The 20,218-nt window shown below is 40.8% G+C and carries 20 protein-coding genes and 2 pseudogenes; 17 read left to right on the forward strand and 5 right to left on the reverse strand.

Translation table 11 applies throughout. The annotated features are described in order from the left end of the window. Positions 1-42: 42 nt before the first annotated feature. From ABN764_RS24480 to ABN764_RS24490, 3 genes are all read right to left on the reverse strand, one after another. Entirely contained in the window at positions 43-2,190 is a 2,148-nt protein-coding gene (locus tag ABN764_RS24480; RefSeq protein WP_446673372.1) for a hydantoinase/oxoprolinase family protein, read from the reverse strand. Positions 2,191-2,298: 108 nt separating this feature from the next. Continuing rightward, positions 2,299-3,594: a citrate transporter gene (locus ABN764_RS24485; RefSeq protein WP_315745048.1), complete on the reverse strand. Its 1,296-nt coding sequence runs from the start codon at positions 3,592-3,594 to the stop codon at positions 2,299-2,301. Positions 3,595-3,632: 38 nt separating this feature from the next. After that, positions 3,633-4,982, reverse strand: coding sequence for an FAD-dependent oxidoreductase (locus ABN764_RS24490; protein WP_446673373.1), 1,350 nt, complete (start codon positions 4,980-4,982; stop codon positions 3,633-3,635). 492 nt (positions 4,983-5,474) lie between these two features. On the opposite strand from ABN764_RS24490, the gene ABN764_RS24495 reads away from it, so the two are divergent. The 3 genes from ABN764_RS24495 (at position 5,475) to ABN764_RS24505 (ending at position 7,508) form a co-directional block, all read left to right on the forward strand. Beyond that, complete coding sequence (locus tag ABN764_RS24495) at positions 5,475-5,963, forward strand: NUDIX hydrolase (protein WP_446673374.1); 489 nt, start codon at positions 5,475-5,477, stop codon at positions 5,961-5,963. Positions 5,964-6,105: 142 nt separating this feature from the next. Further along, complete coding sequence (locus tag ABN764_RS24500; RefSeq protein WP_174809735.1) at positions 6,106-6,858, forward strand: gluzincin family metallopeptidase; 753 nt, start codon at positions 6,106-6,108, stop codon at positions 6,856-6,858. Positions 6,859-7,130: 272 nt separating this feature from the next. After that, complete coding sequence (locus tag ABN764_RS24505) at positions 7,131-7,508, forward strand: cupin (protein ID WP_315745040.1); 378 nt, start codon at positions 7,131-7,133, stop codon at positions 7,506-7,508. Between the two features lie 35 nt (positions 7,509-7,543). Here ABN764_RS24505 and ABN764_RS24510 read toward each other — a convergent pair. After that, a pseudogene (locus ABN764_RS24510) lies at positions 7,544-8,055 on the reverse strand (transposase-like zinc-binding domain-containing protein); the annotation flags it as partial. A gap of 102 nt (positions 8,056-8,157) precedes the next feature. Here ABN764_RS24510 and ABN764_RS24515 point away from each other — a divergent pair. From ABN764_RS24515 to ABN764_RS24565, 11 genes are all read left to right on the forward strand, one after another. After that, positions 8,158-8,586, forward strand: coding sequence for a hypothetical protein (locus tag ABN764_RS24515; RefSeq protein WP_446673375.1), 429 nt, complete (start codon positions 8,158-8,160; stop codon positions 8,584-8,586). A 639-nt stretch (positions 8,587-9,225) separates the two neighbouring features. Then, positions 9,226-9,894 (forward strand): HAD family hydrolase, encoded by a 669-nt coding sequence (locus tag ABN764_RS24520; protein WP_446673376.1) that lies wholly within the window; start codon positions 9,226-9,228, stop codon positions 9,892-9,894. Between the two features lie 211 nt (positions 9,895-10,105). Next, positions 10,106-10,705 carry a hypothetical protein gene (locus ABN764_RS24525; protein WP_315745034.1) on the forward strand — a complete coding sequence of 200 codons (600 nt, stop codon included), beginning with the start codon at positions 10,106-10,108 and terminating at the stop codon, positions 10,703-10,705. Positions 10,706-10,718: 13 nt separating this feature from the next. Further along, a complete protein-coding gene (locus tag ABN764_RS24530; RefSeq protein ID WP_446673377.1) occupies positions 10,719-11,240 on the forward strand; it encodes a hypothetical protein in 522 nt (173 codons plus the stop codon). 264 nt (positions 11,241-11,504) lie between these two features. After that, positions 11,505-12,359: an ABC transporter ATP-binding protein gene (locus ABN764_RS24535; RefSeq protein ID WP_446673378.1), complete on the forward strand. Its 855-nt coding sequence runs from the start codon at positions 11,505-11,507 to the stop codon at positions 12,357-12,359. After that, the gene (locus ABN764_RS24540; RefSeq protein WP_446673379.1) at positions 12,352-13,008 is read left to right on the forward strand and encodes an ABC-2 transporter permease; all 657 of its coding nucleotides are present in this window, start codon (positions 12,352-12,354) and stop codon (positions 13,006-13,008) included. Before ABN764_RS24535 ends, ABN764_RS24540 begins: the two co-directional genes overlap by 8 nt. After that, positions 13,005-13,370, forward strand: coding sequence for a GntR family transcriptional regulator (locus ABN764_RS24545; RefSeq protein ID WP_021255816.1), 366 nt, complete (start codon positions 13,005-13,007; stop codon positions 13,368-13,370). Before ABN764_RS24540 ends, ABN764_RS24545 begins: the two co-directional genes overlap by 4 nt. Positions 13,371-13,743: 373 nt before the next feature. Next, positions 13,744-13,947: a zinc ribbon domain-containing protein gene (locus ABN764_RS24550; RefSeq protein WP_446673380.1), complete on the forward strand. Its 204-nt coding sequence runs from the start codon at positions 13,744-13,746 to the stop codon at positions 13,945-13,947. A gap of 231 nt (positions 13,948-14,178) precedes the next feature. Continuing rightward, positions 14,179-15,033, forward strand: coding sequence for an MBL fold metallo-hydrolase (locus ABN764_RS24555; protein WP_446673381.1), 855 nt, complete (start codon positions 14,179-14,181; stop codon positions 15,031-15,033). A gap of 326 nt (positions 15,034-15,359) precedes the next feature. Then, a complete protein-coding gene (gene comI / locus ABN764_RS24560) occupies positions 15,360-15,455 on the forward strand; it encodes a competence inhibitor ComI (RefSeq protein ID WP_021255831.1) in 96 nt (31 codons plus the stop codon). Between the two features lie 563 nt (positions 15,456-16,018). Continuing rightward, positions 16,019-17,128 (forward strand): hypothetical protein, encoded by a 1,110-nt coding sequence (locus ABN764_RS24565; protein ID WP_446673382.1) that lies wholly within the window; start codon positions 16,019-16,021, stop codon positions 17,126-17,128. An 18-nt stretch (positions 17,129-17,146) separates the two neighbouring features. Here the strand turns inward: ABN764_RS24565 and ABN764_RS24570 are convergent, their stop codons facing one another. Further along, positions 17,147-17,368 (reverse strand): IS3 family transposase, encoded by a 222-nt coding sequence (locus tag ABN764_RS24570; RefSeq protein ID WP_446673383.1) that lies wholly within the window; start codon positions 17,366-17,368, stop codon positions 17,147-17,149. Between the two features lie 130 nt (positions 17,369-17,498). On the opposite strand from ABN764_RS24570, the gene ABN764_RS24575 reads away from it, so the two are divergent. The 3 genes and pseudogenes from ABN764_RS24575 (at position 17,499) to ABN764_RS24585 (ending at position 20,203) form a co-directional block, all read left to right on the forward strand. Further along, positions 17,499-18,131 carry a hypothetical protein gene (locus ABN764_RS24575; protein ID WP_446673384.1) on the forward strand — a complete coding sequence of 211 codons (633 nt, stop codon included), beginning with the start codon at positions 17,499-17,501 and terminating at the stop codon, positions 18,129-18,131. Positions 18,132-18,352: 221 nt separating this feature from the next. After that, positions 18,353-18,880 (forward strand): hypothetical protein, encoded by a 528-nt coding sequence (locus ABN764_RS24580; RefSeq protein ID WP_446673385.1) that lies wholly within the window; start codon positions 18,353-18,355, stop codon positions 18,878-18,880. Positions 18,881-19,002: 122 nt separating this feature from the next. Then, positions 19,003-20,203, forward strand: a pseudogene (locus ABN764_RS24585) (IS256 family transposase). The last annotated feature ends 15 nt before the right edge of the window (positions 20,204-20,218 follow it).

The following is a 20,218-nucleotide window of genomic DNA, read 5'->3' on the forward strand; positions in this document are numbered from 1 at the left end:
TAACGCTCTGCAGTTTCATTAGAAATACAAGACGGGTTCCTATTACTGATAAGCCACAACCAGCAATTCATCCTCTGTTGCGAGCATCTCGGTTTCAATTTCAAGGATGGACAGCAGCTGCTCTTTGGTCTGCATGCCGGTTAAGTCCAGCATCTTCTCCTTATAAAAGACGAACACCTTCGGTATCGTGGCATTGGCATCGGAATAAATGGTGTTATCGTCCAGGAATGAGCTTAGCGCTTCCGGCGCGGATTTGCTCAGCTTCGTATAGTGCACATTGCTCTTCTTGAAGCGGACGACGCCTTCACGGTCAAGAACGCTGACAGAGCTGGATTTCTTTTTGAACAAGCCAAAAAAAGATTTCTTCACGTTCTCGCTGACGAATAGGCTCCATCGCCCGGTCTGTGCTGCGAGTGTCGTCGACTCTAGCGGCTGGTCGATGGAGCTGGCAGCAACGGCCCTCATATCTTCCACCGACATTGCCTCCTGTGTCAGATCCTTGGAGCGCAGTTCGGTGGAGCCAGTCGCCATGGCACGGAGAATATTCTTCAGGCTGTCGATCTCGATGCTGACTTCGACTGTCTCCTCGGAAGCACCGGACTGTACGATACGCTCGATGATGTCGGCGCGAATGCGCTTGATATCCTCTTCGGTCGGATTGACGACCGTCCGCTCAAGCTGTTCTTTGACCATAGCCAGCGCTACGCCGATGGTGGAGACATAGGGCGCATTGTTGGCGATTTGCGATTTGAAGCCTTCACGCTCCGCCATTGCCGGGACGAGCACCGCACCGCTGCCGCCGCCGCCAACCAGCGTGACGAAGCTGCGGTCGAGCTCATAGTCCTCGATCATCTCGTTTACGGTCTTCATCGTCTTATCGATGGCAATATTCATAACCTGTCTAGCGGCTTCCTCTACGCTTAGTCCAACATGATCGGCCAGCGCTTTCCATGATTTCAGCGATGCTTCCTTGTTTCCTCTGGCATAATCGCCCTCGGGAATATAATTCAGAATGTTGGCCGCTCCGGCTAGTGTATACGAGAATTCTTTGCCTCCGGCGCATTCGCAGATGACGTATTCGGCAGGGTCGCCCTCGCGGGGGCTAATGAATTTCACCTTCGGATTGACGATGTTCTCTGTCGGGGTGAAGGCTTCGTACTCTTTACCGGCGATATGCGCACTGCGCGGCCCGACATCGGTAATTCTTGCACCTGCCACCTTGATCATGCTGCCGCCCGCGATGCCGAGCGTGCGCACATCTAAGGATTGCAGGTAGGTGCGGTGGCCGCCGACCTCAGCATTCTTGATCATCACCTTGCCGTTCTTGATCACGGAGATGTCGACACTGGTTCCGCCGACCTCGAAGAAGATTCCGTCGGAAATCTTCTCGTACATCAACGCCCCGGCAACACCTGCGGCAAGACCGGATAGCATCGTTAGAATCGGGCGCTTGCGCACCTCGTCAATGCTCATGACACCGCCATCGCAGCGCATAATCATGAGTTGGGACTGGATGTTGGCATCCTTGACGGACTTTTCGGTCATATTGGCGGTCTCCATCATTTTCGGAATGAGGGAGGCGTTAATGACAGCTGTTCTTGTCCGTGTCTTCAAACCGTAGAGCTGGCTGATCTCATGTCCGCCCGTAGCGTAGAGACCCTTGCGGTTGGCAAGATCGACGACACGCAGCTCATTGGTTGGATCATCTACGCTATACGCTTCGGTGGCGACGATCACCTCGGCGCCCTGGGCCGCCAACTCGTCGATGGCACGGTTGATCTGCTCATCTGTCATGCTCTTGGAATCTAGATACGTATGAAACGTGTGCAGGAATTTGCCCGGAGCCAGCTCGATATCGCCCGGATTGGACTCGGAGCGGGCGCTAAGTCCGTCGATGCCCGAGCCCATACCGATGATGCCGATACGCGCTACGTCTCCTTCGAGCAGGGCGTTGGTAGCCTGTGTTGTTCCGTGGGCGATGAAGGTAACGTCTTCGGGCTGGATTCCTCTGCTGTCCAGAATTCGCTTCAGTATTTGTACAATCCCTTTGGCCACGCCGTCCGTGTCATGGTGGGTGGTAGGAATTTTCATTTTCTCAATGACTTCAAATGTTTCATTATCGATCAGTGCCGCATCGGTAAACGTACCGCCGACGTCAATGCCGACCCTTACTTTCGTTCTCCCCATCATGTTCTCCTCCAGTTGGCGGGTCAAGGACCTTCTGCTCAAGCCCTGTGAAGGGGTTCTTCGCAGGGTCCTTGTACCCGGTTTTATCTGTAAAGGTAATTATTTTGAAGCTTAAAACACCATAAATGATCCAATGATGACGGCGATCAAGACGGATACCATTGTCCATGGCAGTGTCTTTTTCAGAATCTCATTAATGTCGCTCTTCGTGAAGTCAGCTACCCATACGTTATGCGAGTTCGTAGGGTCGGAGACGGATTGCACGTTGCTGACAGCACGCAGGGCAAGCATTGCAGCTACCGGAGTCATACCTGCGGATACGAACAGGGCGGCGATGCCGCTGCCAAGGCCCCATACGTTCAGCGGTCCGCGGTAGATAGCCAGCGGCGACAGAATCGTGAAGAACAGGATAAACATTAGTGGGGTATTCGGCAGCACGGACTCGATCAGCGGCGAGATGACCGCCGATACTTGCGGCGACATAACGGAACTGAGCAGAATGCCGATACCGATCATGAGTCCCATTGCGCCAGCAACGTCCTGAATTCCTTCCACTAGGGCACTGGAGAGGATATGGACTGGACGCTTTGGCCAGGTGAGCAGGATCGTGACGATCGCACCGGCAATGACGGCTGGAACGATATCGATCTTGAAGATAAAGACGAGCAGTACCGGTACGAGCGGGCTAATCAGGGCAATCGCAGGCACCTTTTTGTCACCGCCGCCAGGTGTTGCAGCTGGCATTGTCCAAGCTTTGCGGCCTTTGCCATCTTTCCGGATATAGAACACGATCATGGCCAGGGCAATGAGGATCAATGGGGAAGCCACAACCAATGTGTAGTTGGCGATTTGGTCAACGGAAAGACCGAGTACATCGACATATACAGCCCAGTTGGACACGTTGAACAGGGATCCGACGCCAACGGCAAGGAGAACAACGATGGAAGCGACGAATTGGGAAATTCCTGCCGTCAGCATAATCGGAATGACGATCGTGCCGACGAGGATGACCATGCCCAGTCCTCCTGCAGCCGAAAAAATAATGGATGCGGTAATGAAAAATAGAATAGCTATAAGTACAGGTTTATCTCCGGCCAACTCGGCCGCCTTGCGAATAATGGATTTGGTGATGCCGACTTTGTTCAGAATTTGGCCGAACCAGGCACCGAAGATGAGTCCAGCAATGGCGCCAGATAGCTTCATCGAGCCCCCGGCCAGAATCGTCTTGGCGATTGTTGCAGTCTCTGGATCACTTGATAACAGAGGTACGCCTGCGATAATGGCGAACAGAATCGCCATGCACGGAAGCGCCAGAATGGTTGGGAGTTTTCGCGTCATCATCAGCCCTACAAACACCAGAAATACGAGCAGAATACCGATTGCTTGGAACCACATTGTAGTTGTCATCTGAATTTCCCCTCTCCAAATGGGTGAAAGAAGTTGAACTAAATTTCCAGATAAGCCCCTTGATCTTTGAGAATCGTCTGCACTTTCTTGATGTCGATGTCTTGTACGTTCTTGCCCTCTAGCGCCGCGAGTGCAGCGGCAATCCCGCCGCCATGACCGATGGCTCCGGTCGTCGGAGTGGTTCTCATCGCCGCTTGCGCTTCAAAAGTTGCCGAGATGCAGCGGCCGATGACGATCAGGTTAGGTACGGAGGCGGTAATCATGCAGGAATAAGGAATGCTATATACGCCGCCCCAGTCGAGTTTCTGATGCTTGGTGCCCTCGCCGTCCGGGCTATGGATGTCGATCGGATAACCAGAATGGGCGATCGTATCGTCGAACAGGCGCTGCTGCAATATATCCTCGGCCGTCAGCGTATAGATGCCTTTGATTTGACGCGAGCCGCGAACACCGATGCTTGGTCCGGTGGACTCGACAACCGCATGCTCGAATCCCGGTATGTATTTGCGGACGAACAACTCCAATTCACGGCACTGCTTGCGACCTTCTATTTCAGCCTGACTGAGGCTGTGCGCGTCGGTGGCGTCATAGCCGATAATCCGCGTTGTATTGAGGATGACCTCGCCCGGGTTATTAGTCTCAAAGAATAAAATATTTTCTCGCGGAATGGAGATTTCACCCCGCTCCTTGGCTATTTTGAACAGGCTGTCAAAGCCGCCAACCGACAGACGTGGGGACTTCTCAATAATGGAGGTATCCCCGTTATACAGTGGGAAGTCTTCCGGATGACTGTGAATATATTCCTTGACCCTTGGGATATCGACGTTGTACATTTTCATTTTCAGGGTCATCGGCTGCGTTGCTCCGTCGGATTCGCGTCCTTTGGAGTATTCGACCCCGGCAAGGGCAGAGAGGTCGCCATCACCCGTAGCGTCGATGAAGACAGAGGCATGGATGTCGCTGAGCCCGGATTTATTGCAGACCTGTATGCCCGTGATGCGGCCATTTTCCATATAAACGCCTGCTAGCATCGTATGGTACAAAATATCGCCGGATGCTTCCGTGACCATCAGCTCCAGCTCATGCTTCATCGCTTCGGCGTCAAACGGGGTAACAGAATAGGTAAATCCGACCGTGTCGAAAATATGTCCCGGGGATTTGCCCAACCGCTTCAGCCGCTCGATCAGATCCCCGGTGAAGCCCTGAATGACCTGCTTCTCGCCGGCATGGAAAGTCATCATCGGGCCGACGCCGTTAGCGGTCAGTGTGCCGCCAAGAAAACCATGAGACTCGATAATAAGCGTCTTCGCCCCGGTCTTGGATGCGGCGATGGCTGCCATAGCACCGGCGATGCCGCCGCCCATTACAACTACGTCATACTGATTCATATATGCTTCGCTCCTTTACTCGTAAGATTAGTTCTCTTGATGCCTATAGGCTAACAAATAAAAAATACTTTGTAAACGCTTTTAGAAAATTATTTTCAAAATATCCGAAAATAATGAAAATAGTTTACTGAATTATGATGATTGATGTAAGAGGAGGGTTGTATGGAATTATCGTAAAAAGAAGACTTCCGGATGTACGGAAGCCTTGATAGGGAATCGACAATGAGATTGATGGATCGCCGTTCGTCAGCGTCACAGAAAAACATCTAAACTGGTGGAAGAAGCAAGGTAAAGGATTTCGGAGAAAGATTCCGATCCTCTTAAGTAAATACAAGTTTGACCAGTGAATCCGATTCGTGGTTACAAATTACGTGAATTTGTTGTAAAATTGAACCAATTTAATAAGGCTTAGTTATCTTACTAAGTAAGGAAGGAGAGAAGAAATTCTCTCTTTCTTTATTTAAATACAAATTGTTGGAAGGGACTGATTATATGTTCTTTGTTAACTCCAGAGCCATAATTGAAAGAGACTTTAATAATGAAAGACAAATTATAATTCAGACAAGAAATAAACCCAACGAACCATTAAAGACTGAATTACCTGGAGGACGAATTGAACCATATGAATCATTAATACAAGCATTGAGAAGAGAAGTAAGGGAAGAGACCGGGCTGGAGGTAACAGAAATTGAGGGAGAAGACACAAGAATTGATACGACCGGAATAGATCCAGAATTTGAAGTTGAATGTATAAAACCCTTTGGAGCATATCAAACAATAAGAGGGCCAATTGATTCAGTAGGGTATTATTTTAGATGTAAAGCTGAAGGAGAGATAGTAAAGAGCGGGGATGAAACGACAGATATTAAATGGATTACCATAAAGGAGCTATCAGATTTAATCAATAGCAACCCATTACAATTTTCAAATGTAGATCGAGCCGGGATCATTTATTATTTAAAGCAACTTGAAAGATCTTGAATGGGTAGCTCGATGAAAGCACATGACATCAGCTATCATTGTATCTATGCTACGGCCTAAATGCCTTACATAAACGATATAGGAAGTCAGCGAAACCGAAGACCGAAACAAAATAACTTGATATCTAGAGGGGGGACGAAATATGAAAAAGATCATTATAATGGCACTAATGGTTATGCTCATAAGTTCTTGTTCATCGCAAACAATTACTTATCCTAAGGAACTAGCGCTTGCTAAAGAAACTGAGCATGCTATGATTTACGTTCGAAAAACAGAACAGGATATTAATGCCATGGTGGAAATAATATCAAGTGAGTTCGAAAATCAATATAAACGGATTACTGATATGTTCCAAGTCTCACCCTTTGAAAAAGCAATTATTCATATTTATACGGATAAAGACCAGTTTCGCCAGATGATAGGTCGAGACACTGAAGGAACATATGATGCTAGAGATAAGATAATTAAGGTCTATACACCAAATGACTTAAGTAGAATCGATGTTCGCAATGAGTACACATTTCAAATCATCCATGAATATGTTCATGCGATTATTCAACAAATTAATCAAGAGATCGGGAATATGAAGTGGTTGGACGAAGGGACAGCGTACTATGTCTCAAAACAATTGGAAGCCGAAATGAAAAATGCAAGATATGTCCATATATCTGTCCCTGATATAAGCGAATTTTTAGAGAGTCGCACGTATTTTGATGAGGCGGGTGGGCAGGCATATTATTTCTCTGGTCTAATCGTACAATTCATTTATGAGAAGTATGGAAAAGACAAGTTCAATACAATAATCAGAGAACCTGATGAGATTGAAAACATATTAAATAAATCTATTGAAGATTTGTATATGGAATGGAAAGAGTATGTAAATGCCTTATATTAATGAACACACGACCCAGTCTAAGATAGGAGCTATCTAAGGGCTGGGCCTTGTCGTGAGATACAAGGACGTTAGATGAAATCTGTGCAATTTCAAAACCATCATAGAAGTTCAATTAATAATGGCAAAAGCAACTGGAAATTTTAAGTGAGGAAATGAAAAGGATAATAAGAAAACGCTGTTTTCTAAAAGATTGTTGTTAAATATCATGTAATTGTAGGATACTTACTTTTTCCATGGTAAAATTAGTGCGACTATAGTATAGGGGGAAAACAATGGAATTTTATAGATTCGATAAAGAGATTGGCAAGAGAATTTCAAAATTCAATTCCGACTTTATTATGTCCCGGATTATTCAAACTGAAAAGGCTGCTCACATTGGGTGTATGCATTTGGAAGAAAAAGGTATTATGGGCTATCACCAAGCAGTTGTGCCTCAAATCCTCCTTATTATGGCTGGTGAAGGGTATGTTAGAGGCGAGAAAAATGAATATTTTAAAGTTGAAGCTGGAGATGCTGTTTTTTGGGAGAAGGATGAATGGCACGAAACAAAAACGACAAATGGATTAACTGCAATTGTAATTGAGAGCGAAGAATTAACCCCTTCATCTTTTATGACTTTTAAAGAGGCATCATCAGTCAAGTCGTTTTAAATGACCGAACCGTAGTGAAATTAGGTTTCTGACACACGTCCAACTATCTTTGAAAAAATTGAACCATTGCGAACAAGTGCCACCATGACTGACACTTGTTCATCACTAATCTTACGTTTTTGAGCTTTACCACCTCTCTTACGAGGATTTCGATGTTCAATGCCTCCCCTTCTTGCCATTGTCACATTCCACAATGCCTTGCAATGTTGTGTGACCTAATGAACGTAAGGCATTTAGAATCTTATGTCTCCAATAAAATGCAGTAGAAAACGTGTATATCTAGTTCAACTGCAATTTTGGGCAATGACTTCCCTCTGTTTTCAACCATCAGCAAAAAATACCGCATCCACTTCTCTGGATTGTGTTGCCAGAGAGAGGGGTTCCGCTAATATCGTTAAAGCTTTACCGCAATCCTTGCAGTATCGTTGGCGTTCACGGTACGTTCCATTTCGCTTTACACGAAGACTTCCGCAATGAATCACGCTAAGCCGTTCCGAAAGCGGGATTCACGAATACCTTCATTTATCCCAATAACCTTCTTGGGTTCGGCATTTATCATTCTTTATCGCTTCACATAACCGCGCCTAAGAGAAAGAAGTCTTGACATTGTTCCTGGGTCGGCTGAAAAAACCAAAAGAGGTGAAACAAAATGAGTCAAAAGTGCTCAGCCTTATTTCTCGCATTTATTTTGATTACTATCATAATTTCAGGGTGTTCTTCAAATCATAAATCAAATCAAACGATTGATCTTGAATACTTCAAGAAGACAGCAAAGATTGGAATGACCGAGGTTGAGATGCAGGAGGCATTCGGACAAGAACCTATAAGTGATCATGTAGATAATAGTAATGTTTGGCTCTACGATAGAACAAAACCAGAATATAAGTATAAGCCTGATTTGAATAAGGTTGAACATGATGCTATCAAAAAAGGAGATATAGAATATCAACTATTTATTATTTTGAAGGAAAAACAAGCTATTATGTTTTCATATTTTTACATAGGAGAAAATAATGAAGTATGGCAATATGTATTAAACCCTGATGGTACCATATTAAATAATCAAGTAAGTAATTAATACTCTCCTATCCTAATTCGAGGATGAAGTGAGTGACAAGGACTCCACATAACACCGTATCTACGGCATCGGTAAGCAATATGAGGTAGGCAATGAATTCTCAGGTTAGTAGGTACAAGAACGATAAATTTATAAAGATAAGGTGAATATATCTTTGTCGGATCTGAGATGTCAAGAAGTAGTGGTACCAATAATAAAATTACTGAAAGATCCAAATACAGAAGGTAGTAGAGGAACACTTTTATATGCATTAGAGCCATTGAATTACGAAAAACATGTTGATGTATTATTCGAGGTTATACTAGAAGATAAGCTAGAAGCTAGTATACAGTCTTACATTTTACTCGAACAAATAATTGATAAAGTATCATTAGAAACTAAAAAGAAGTACGGGTCAAGGTATCGAAAAGAAATTATAAAGCATAAGAATAAGATTAACACTCTGAATAAAGTACTTCGCAAATTAAATCTATAATTTATTTAGTTATTTCGAGAAGTCAATGACTTCAGTTTTAACAACGTATCTAGGCTGCGGACTGCACTTGGTTTGTAAGAAGTTGTTAGTTGAGAGGAGAAATTTTGAGATGGCAATTTGGGAAAAAATATTTGTTCTAGGGACAAGAAAAGGAGTAGAAGTCAATGATTCAAGCATTCATCTTTGATATGGATGGCACACTTTTTCAAACCGATAAGATTTTAGAAAGTTCACTCGAAGATACCTTTAATCATCTGAAGTCACGAAATAAATGGGATAAAGAAACGCCTATAGATACATATCGTGAAATTATGGGTGCTCCACTACCCAAAGTATGGGAAACTTTATTACCCAATCATTCCATAGAAGAAAGAGAACAAACGGATGCCTATTTTTTAGAGAGATTAATTGAGAATATAAGAAGTGGAAAAGGGGATTTATATCCTAATGTAAAAGAAGTTTTCAGCTTTTTAACAGAGAATAATTGTTCAATTTACATAGCAAGTAATGGCTTAACAGCGTATTTAGCTGCGATTGTAGATTTTTATAATTTGGATAACTGGGTAACTGAAACATGTAGTATCCAGCGAATAGATTCATTGAATAAATCAGATTTGGTGAAGACGATTATAGATAAGTATGGCATTACTCATGGTGCAGTAGTAGGAGATCGAATATCGGATATAAATGCAGCCAAGGATAATGGTTTGGTTGCAATCGGATGTAATTTTGATTTTGCACAAGAAGATGAACTTGCTCAGGCTGATATCGTTATAGATGACTTAAATGAACTAAAATCAATTGTATTCCAGTTACAGAATAACGGATATTGATCGTGCAAGGTCAAATGTATGAATCTCGAAGAGGGCGATGACATCTTATAACACAGCATCTACGCTCCTTGGTTTGCATGAAGAATATTCGGGTGAGGATTCTTCAGATAACCCTGCAAGGCTAATGTCTGACGGCCCTTGCGAGTGCGTGCTTTAAGCTTCTTGGTTTCGTAGATACAATAACGTTAGAAAATAGAAGTAAGGGGAATCAATGATGCCTTACACTAAAGCAGTAATAACTGGACCATATTATGATAAACCTGAATGGATTGCTAATGAAATTACTCGAGAAGAGTTTATCTGTTTATCTTCTGAATCGAATGAGCGGGATGTTGAATTATTTCTGATTCTTCTGTTTGGTTATAATCATATCAATGTAGAACAATCATTTCTTTTATCTTTTAATGAATTATTGGAGCAAGAAGGAGTTGTACTATCAGGTGGAATTGCTTTCTTTGAAGATGAGAACAAGTATATTTTACCGAGCTGTTGCTGTGGTTTAGAAGATTTCTCTGGTGTGATTGATACGATTATAAATAAACAAAGTCCGTGGATGGGGCATGATCCTGCCCCAGGTATTACATACATTAATGATCAAGTACACGTCTGGCCCGATGCTCCGGAAACAATTGATAGTCATGTTAACAAGTCCATACAATATTCATATAAAGAACTTATAGACAGTCTCGAAAAAACTCGAAACGAAATGCAGGGATTTATTGAAGGTCCATTATATGATTGGATTAATAAAAGAGATGAAGAGATTGCTAGTACTATAAAAGATCGGATGAAACAATGGATAATCAAATAAGAGGATGATGGTAGTGAATATTAAGATCGATGAACAAACAGAGAAAAATATCCTAATCTCATTGGGATTGCATTTATTTTTCTCATTTGGATTTTGGGTTTCGTTCCTTTACTTAAATGATCAATTTTTATCAAATACTTTATGGGTTGATATGATTGGATGGGTAAGTTATTTGGTTGTGGGAATATTCATTAAAGTATCAGAGCGCAATATACAAAACATTATCTCTGTCTCATTTATATCAATCATGGGTATCTTGTTTTGGCTTTTACTATTTTTGATATACGTGAATGAAATCAATAATCAAAGTCCGAGTTTTTTTGGGCCGGAAATTATATGGTTTTTTTATCTACCTTATGTACATGGTTTTTATCTTATTTTGAATCAACAAGATGTAATACAAAACGATTATTTACTACCTTATATATTATTACTAAACAATATTTGTATCTCTGTTATCTTATATATAATAGTAAAAGTAAAGCAGCAATTAAAAAAGTTTAAAATGAGGAAACCTCGAAGTCCAATTGTCTAAGATCCATACAGAATAATCCCTTAGTTTACCATGCCTCTAAAGATCAAGTGATTGATTGTTTCACATTGAACTGAATCTACTAGAGTTAAGGAGTCTGCAATTAATATTGCAGGCTTTTTTGTATGTGGGGAGGGATTCTCAGGATAGTTGAAAAATTGCTTGAAATAAATTCCGGAAAATAGGCCATGAAGTAATTGACTTCTAGAAATTTCCTGTGTTATATTGTGCATACACGACATGCACAATTTGATGAGGAGGTCCCTTATGCTGGCATTAGAAATTCGAAACGTAAACAAGAAGTTTCAAAATTTTCAGTTAAAAGATGTGTCGTTTCAATTGGAAAAGGGTTATATTATGGGATTTATCGGTGCCAATGGCGCAGGTAAAACAACCACAATAAAATCGATCCTGAATATGATTCAAATTGACAGCGGCGAGGTACACATTCTGGGTAGGGACATGGCCGAGCACGAACTGGGATTGAAGCAGGAGATCGGATTCGCATTCGGCGGCATCGATTTCTATACGCGAAGCAAAATGAAGAAGTTGACCGATGTGATTAAGAAATTCTATACGAATTGGGATGATGAAACCTATTACAACTATCTGAGAAGATTCAAATTGGATGAGAACAAGAAAATCGTCGAATTGTCAACGGGAATGAAAGTAAAGTACAGTTTGGCCCTTGCCTTATCTCATGGTGCGAAGCTCCTCATCCTCGATGAACCAACAAGTGGACTCGATCCGGTAGCAAGAGACGATCTTCTCGATATTTTTCAAGAGCTCGTAGTAGATGGCGAAATCAGCATTCTATTTTCCACTCACATCACATCAGATTTAGAAAAATGTGCGGATTTCATTACCTTTATCGAAAATGGACAAATTATCAGCAGTTCTGAGAAAGATGAATTTGTTGCGTCTTACCGTCTGTTGAGTGGTGACGAAAGCCAGCTAAACCAAGTGAAGGAAAAGTTAATTTCCTACAAAATAAATTCATTCGGCTTCACAGGATTGATCCACTCCAAAGACTTCGATCCATCATCCGATATTAAAGCAGCTACGCCGAGTCTTGAGGAAATCATGATTTATTTCGCGAAAAAGGAGGATGCGTATGTTTAACTTATTGATGAAAGATTTGAAGTTAGGCGTAAATCCGATGTTTTTTGTGTTTCCTTTTGTGATGGGCGCCTTGATGCTCATTCCGGGTTGGCTGTATTTTCTTGTGGTTATGTATTTTTTCTGGGTATCGGCACCGAATTTGTTCGCCCAATTTAGAGGCGCGAACGATTTACTCTTTACCGCGATGATGCCTGTGACCAAGAAAGACATGGTGAAGGCAAGGGTGTCCGTTTTTGTTATCTTGGAATTACTGCATCTTGTGATTGCCATGATCTACAGTTTGTTCACGGCTCACCTATACCCGAATGTGACGTACCACTTCTTCGCGCCGTACATGGGTTTCTGGGGACTAAACTTTGTTATGCTTGCGATCTATAACATTTTCTTGTTCCCTATGTTTTATAAGACGGCGTATAAATATGGTACGGCGCAGTTTATATCTATAACAGCTGCAATGGTTTTTGCCGGTGTTGCCCAATGGGTGGGAATCGAGAGTCCTTATTTGTATGACATTTTCAATGGGGCCGGTGCTGGCAATATGATGCTTCAAATTTCCATCTTGATTGCAGGAATCGTGATATTTATTGCATTCACTATGATTGCTTATCAAATTGCGGTTAGACGGTTCCTAAAAGTGGAGATCCAATGAACGTATCTATTTCGAACACATCTGAAAAGCCGATTTATCAGCAGCTTTTCGAACAAATCAGCGCCCAAATTTTGAAAGGCGAATTAGAGAGCGGTTATTGTTTGCCACCAATTCGACAAGCAGCCCTGGAGCTTCGTGTTAGTGTCATTACCGTAAAGAAAGCTTGGGAAGAACTCGAACGAAGTGGTTTGATAAATACAGTAACAGGTAAAGGGTGTTTCGTAGCCGAATTCACATCCGACGAAATACAGAAAATACGCAACGAAATGGTTTTGAAGCAAATGGTTAACGACACTTCATACTACAAATCCTTTGGCCTTACCCTAGATGAAGTTATTGAGCTGTTGAAGAAGATTTATTAATAGCTGGCAGGTGTGGTTTATTACAAATTTCATAAAGGGGTTGTAGTGTCATGGGTACTATTTCTCAATAAACGAGGGCAAATGGGATCAGGCAAGATGAAACTTTGGATAGTTGGAACACTCATCGTGTTTGTTGCTCTGAAAGTCACGATAAATATTTCATTTCCATCGTATTTAGCTACGAGTGAGAATGGAACCTGGGTATCAATTGTTTTTGCTATTGGAGGCCTTCTCCTCGGACGTTCATTGTACTCCCGCCTCCGGTGAATGGAACGGAAAGCTCTCATGACGGGAGCTTTTTTCTGTTTTTTCGCAACCTTATATGCTTTGGAAACGTACGAAGAAACATAACATGTTGGGGAGTGACAGATGTATGAGTGAAAAAGGATGCATCAAATGCGGAAGCAAAGACGCAAGGACGAAAGAAGTAGCAATGACTGGCACAGGGTTATCCAAAATGTTCGATATTCAGCACAATCAATTTATAGTCGTGTACTGTACAAATTGCGGGTATTCCGAATTTTACAATAAAAAATCTTCGGCTGGCTCGAATGTTCTTGATTTCTTTTTCGGTTGATAAGGTAAAGCAACAATAATTTTATAACACATCTTGTTGAGCAGGCTACCGCAGCCTGCTTATTTTATTAAGCTTACGTACTGTTTAGTTATAATTGTTTATTACCTTCTATATCATTTGTGCAATGCTATAATTGTAAAATATAACTAAATTGGTGAGGGGTGGTACCAATGAAAAATTGTGATGAAGAGACTCGTGAGAAACGAAAGTTCTTAAAAGAGGGGATATTGTATGCTAAATAAATTAAGTGATTCCATTTATTATTTATCTAACCAAAATGAAATAGAAAGACCGACATTAGGGTTGGTTTGTGGAGACAAATATAGTCTAGTCATCGATGCAGGAAATTCTGTTCAGCATGCTAGGGATTTTTTAAATGAAATCGAGAAATTAAACGTACCTCCGGTTAAGTATTTGGTAATCACACATGCACATTGGGATCACTTTTTGGGGATGAATGAGTATAATGCAACGATTATTGTGAATAGTCTTACCGATCAATTATTGAATACGTGGCGAAACTATTCTTTTGACGATCACTCTCTACAAGAATATGTAGATGCTAAGAAGATGACTTCGCAGTGTGTGGAGATTATCAAGAATGAAGTGCCAAATAGGGATGTGTTCAAGTTAAAATCTTCGGATATTGTTTTTGATGGGTCTCTTGTTCTTGACTTAGGAAATAAGATTTGTGTTATTGAGAGAATCAGAAGCACTCATACTGATGATTCAACAGTCGTTTACGTTCCCGATGAAAAAGCAATTTTCCTTGGAGATAGTATTTATAGTACAACCAAAAATTCTTTATTTCACTATAAAAAGTCTAATTTAGAGCCAATGATTGAAGATATTCAGAAATTCGACGCGAGTCATTTCATAGTTGGTCATGAATCGATTTGCGATATCGAAGAAATGGATTTGTTCTGGAAAGAGCTAACATTGGCCAGTAAAGCCACAAATTCAACTTCATTAGAGGGATCATTAGAGGCTTTTAGGGAAGAAAATAAGAGGCAACCAAGCGAAAATGAACTATTTTTTATTAAAGCGTTTATAAACGATCAGATATTACATTCAGAAGAGCGTTAATTTGAAGTGATTGTATGATGCCGCAGAGATCCTATAACAGAGTATTCACGCTGGGGGCTTTCGCTCTTTGGTTGCCAGATGTATAATAATGGATGAAGGTTAGACGACAGACGAGCCAGCCTAAGATGAGAGCTATCTAAGGCCGGCTCGTGTCGTGAAATACAGGAACGTTATTTGGAAGGTATGCGAATTGTATTAAAACCATGTTCAAACTGTAAGTTCAAAATCAATATAAGAACACTTGTACGCGGATGTGGAAAAAGGTAAAATATAACTACAATTGAATCTTGGGTGGGCGTGGTTTCCCTTCGAAAGGAGGTGAAGCCATGGAAGTAAAAGACGCAATAACGATCATGCTCCTCTTTGGAACATTCATTCTTGCTCTTTTAACATACATTAATCATAACAACAAGAGAAAGTAAAAACCCACCCCAAGGTTGCACGCCAAAGGTGGGTTTCCATTCATGAATGACTAAGAAGGGATTATCCATCCAAGCCAATTGTATGGACCAAGTGTTAGCGCACTTGGTCTTTATTACATATATAGTACCATATCAGAAAAGATGTATCAAAGGATTGAAAAAATGTTGAAACAAAAAAGAAGCAGTCGTTCGTAATCGGAAGAATCTTGAACATGCGAAGATGCATCCCCCATCACGAAGCTTACGATAATCTCAAACATTTTATTCTTCGAGTTTTACAATTAGTTCTCAAAAAATAAACAGAGAAACAACGTGCAAGGTTTAGAATGCTTCAAGAACTCCTAGATTATTTCTGAGAAGCGTCCGTACATCGCCAAACAAAATATCTACGCTGTGGGCTACCCTTGGATCGCAAGAAGAGGGATGGCATAGAATCGGAATTAGCTCTCAACCACTCCTGCGAGGCAGTATGTAGAATCTAATCGTGGCGCTCCTTTAAACCTCTCGGATTTGTGAATACGAAAGACGGTGTGTGAAAATTTTGAAAGATAGGAGGGTATAAAATGATCGAAGTTAAGAAGAAAGATGATGAAAAAGGAGTAAAAGAATTATGGAATAATGGAACAGCGATCAATACTGCTGATTTCAGGATCTATGGTAATAGTAACTATTGGGTTTCTGTAATTGATAGTAACTTATCTGAAATATTAATGAAAAATACATTCAACTCAATCTCCAAAGACATTAGAAAATTGTCTTTATATTATCCATTAGAGTTCTGGAATTTAATTGAAGATGTTATTGTTGAAAGAGATTATAAAAATAGTAATTTAGTAAATTTCATTTTTAAACTTGAATGGGATTTTGAAGTGTGGAAACAGCCATATAGCATATTAGAATTAGCTCAAGTGATGGAACAAGTAGTTTCTGATTATAATTCTATTGGTATTGAATGGGTACAAGAAGACGATGAAGTTGTAAGTAATGGATGTCATATCAGATGTACCCAATTTGATCATTCATTAACTATAAGTGATGTTTTTAACGAATATGTTCCATACATAAGGGAGATATATGATAAAGCATATGTTCTCCTCTACACTAGGAGTGATAATTCAGTAATCAGCATTTTTGATTTTCCAGAAGAGGTAAGGGTACCATGTGAACAATATTTAGTATACTTTATGCAATTCCTAAAAGAAATCGGTATTGAGGCAACAACTAGCATACAAAATGATGCGGGAAAGGTGCTCTTTTCAATTACCCCCATTTCATCTGAAATAGCATTGGAACAAATCCGTGATGCGTTAGATATATACTTACAATTACCAGTAAGCCTAACAAATGTTCAGTATAACCCATTAGTTGTTGAACCCAATGTGCAGCAATTAATAGCTAACGTTCAGCATCTTAACAGTCAGTTATTACTCGCTAGAGCAATAACTCAAGCTAATGAAATAACCATACGAAATCAACAGAATATGATCTCACAGCAGCGGGAACTCATAGATTCGGCTATTTTGCAACGTTCCTATATTGGGTCTAAAGAAGAGAAAAATGAAAAAATTCTAGGGGGGGCATTTACAATAAAAAAATATGAAGGAAACGGATTTGCAGTGGATATTCCAGAAATATATAGACGAATTAAAAATACACTTGGGTTTAAAAAATAAAGTACGGTTCCTATTTTTTTAGAGGAGCCGGAACCTTGAGAGGTTTAAACTGGGCAACTGTGTAGGAGGATAGAAGGCCATGTGCCTACGGCCAATTCGTCTTCTAGATACGATAAGTCCACGTTCATGAAGTTTAGCCTTAAACTTTATTGTGCCATATGCTTTCCGATTTTTCTCGAAGATTTCAATGATGGGCGCTGTGATGTCGTCTTCCTGCTGGTTTTGTTTTTGCTTCATCATAGAAGGTATTTTTTGCGATTTGCAGGACGTCACACTTTACTGAATACCGAGTATTTGTCAAGATTTTGTTGTATGACGACATTTACGTTATTCGAAACTGACTAAAGACTAGAAGGAAGGAGGCTCACTGATGTCCATTCTAAATGAAGATTATATTCACTTTTATTCAAATTGGTTTGGGAGTGAAGATAAAGCAAAAACATTTCTTGAAAAATGTTATGAAGAAGGGAATTTGGTATCCAGAAGATTGGCAAACAAATTAGCTAGAGTAATTATTTTTTCGGATTTTTGCATGAATAACAAGAAAGGAAATCGAAGTATACAAATTTTCTTATGGATGGCACTTATAGAATCAACTGAATATATTCATTTTCCAGAAAAGGATTCTGAGAAGGTTGATAAATTAGGTGTGATTCTAAGGTTTTTCCGAAAGTATGTGACCCAGGATGACAAGGAAGAATTACTTAGAAATCTCCGAAGGTCGGTTTTAGACGACAGGTTTGAGACTCAAACAGAGATAAGTATCGATATAATTGCCAGAATTCTCTACTCAATTAGAAACGAGTTTGTACATGGAATGGATTTTCATACTTCGTTGTTTAGTGAATCTAACGATGACAACTATCTAGAAACAATTAAATTAAGAGAATTTAAGAAAGACGATAAAGAAGAACGACACTATGAGATGTCTATAACTCATCAACAACTCAGAGCAATAATAATAAGAAGTTTTATAAATATGATTGAATCAGAGATGAGGTAATAGACTAGTCGAAGAAGAGTAGCATCGGATAACACCGTATCTACGTTGCGAGCGTTGCCCTTGATTCGCAAGATGAGGTATGTGGAGAAGCTTATTCAGCTCACAATCTTGCGGGGCCAAGTCCGTCGAACTCGGCGCATGCGCACCTTAAGCTTCTCGGTTTGTGAATACAAGAAATGTTATATGACAGTGCGGAGAGTATATATAAAGGAGAGGAAGTAATGTCAGATGATAAAGTCCTTACAAACAAGGAACATAAGGAACGAATTGAAAAAGTATTTGGAAAGACAATAAAAGAAGTAATGCATGAGATGGTAGTTGAAAGAAATCTTGATCAATGGGATGGTTCAAAAGAACTTGGAATATCCAAGGAGTTATTTGTTAAATGGAGAACACAATGCCAACTTGGGCCAATGCAAAGGGCTGCTAATATGGCAGAACAACATCGAAATGAGACTATAAAAAGATATCAAAATGAACTTGTAGAAGTAAATTTAAATAGAGAAATTGTATATAAAAGTGAAACTTCACTTAGAGGTTTTAAAGAAATGATAGAAAGATTGTTAGAAGTACAAAAGCAAAAAGGGATATTAATCAATAATGACGCAACATCAAATTTATCTATGGTTGTAGGTGTTGGAATGTTAGAAGGAGTACTTGATTACATTAACAAATATGAGGAAGACAAATTGGAAGGGAAGTTTAAATCTGAAATTCTTTTATTGAAGTGGATGACAGAAAATGAATAATATGGGCAACTCAATGCACCTTAATATAACATCATAATCATGCATCAGGAGAGTCTGTAAAATAGTTTGTGTAAACTCCTAAATCTATTAAAATGGAAATACTAGAAAGGTTGGGAGAGCACATGGGACTGTGGTCGAAAGAGCAACTACGTCAGTTATTAAGGAAAATAAATTGGTAACGGCACAGGATGCACAGAATGCGCTAAAGGAACTTTTTGCAGAGACCCTTCAGGAGATGCTAGAAGTTGAAATGGGCACGCATCTGGGCTATGAGAAGCATGAAGTGAAGAACAAAACGACAACCAACACCTGAAATGGTAAGAGCCGTAAAACAGTCATCAGTGAGTATGGTGATCAAGAAATATCCGTCCCTAGAGGCCGGCAAAGTGAATTTGAGCCAGAAACACCAGTCAAACGTAACGGGCATTGAGGATCAAATTGTGGCTCTCTATGCGAAAGGGGTCAGCACTCGGGACAACCAGAATCATCTCGCAAACCTTTACGGAAATGACGTAACACTCATCTCCAATGTAACGAATAAAATCATGCCGTTAATTAAGGAATGGCAGAATCGTCCGCTGCAAACCGTATATGCGGTTGTCTTTCTGGATGCCATTCACTTTAAGGTAAAGCAAGACGGTGCCATTGTAAACAAAGCAGCGTATATGGTCATTGGAATCGATTTGGATGGCAATAAGGACGTTCTCGGCATGTGGATTGGTGAGAATGAGTCGGCCAAGTTCTGGCTCAATGTGCTTAATGAGCTGAAAAACCGTGGCGTACAGGTTATTCTTATCACGTGTGTGGACAACCTGACGGGGTTCTCTCAAGCGATTACGGCTTGTTATCCACAAACAGAAATTCAAAAATGCATCATCCACCAAATTCGTAATTCAACCCGCTATGTCTCTTACAAGGATCTCAAAAAGGTAACGGCAGATCTCAAACCTATCTACAAAGCAGTAACAGAAGAATCTGCCCTCTTAGAACTTGATCACTTTGAAGAAGGATGGGGAACGAAATATCCCTTGATTGTCCGCTCCTAGCGCAATAATTGGGATGAACTCGCGACCTTTTTCAAGTACCCCCAGAGATACGAAAGCTCATTTATACAACTAATATCATTGAAAGCTACCACCGACAGCTGCGTAAAGTGACAAAAGGTAAGAGCATCTTTCCATCCGATGAAGCCTTGCTCAAAATGCTATATCTCTCTACAATGGACGTCGTCGCAAGTGGACAGGGCGTGTGCAAAATTGGGGGCAGATGCTGCTTCAACTTTCGGTCTTCTTTCCAGATCGGGTTGGCCAACATCTACGTTAAAGGTGAAATTCTCCC

Source organism: Paenibacillus wuxiensis (genome assembly GCF_040195695.1).
Taxonomy (GTDB): domain Bacteria; phylum Bacillota; class Bacilli; order Paenibacillales; family Paenibacillaceae; genus Paenibacillus_B; species Paenibacillus_B suaedae.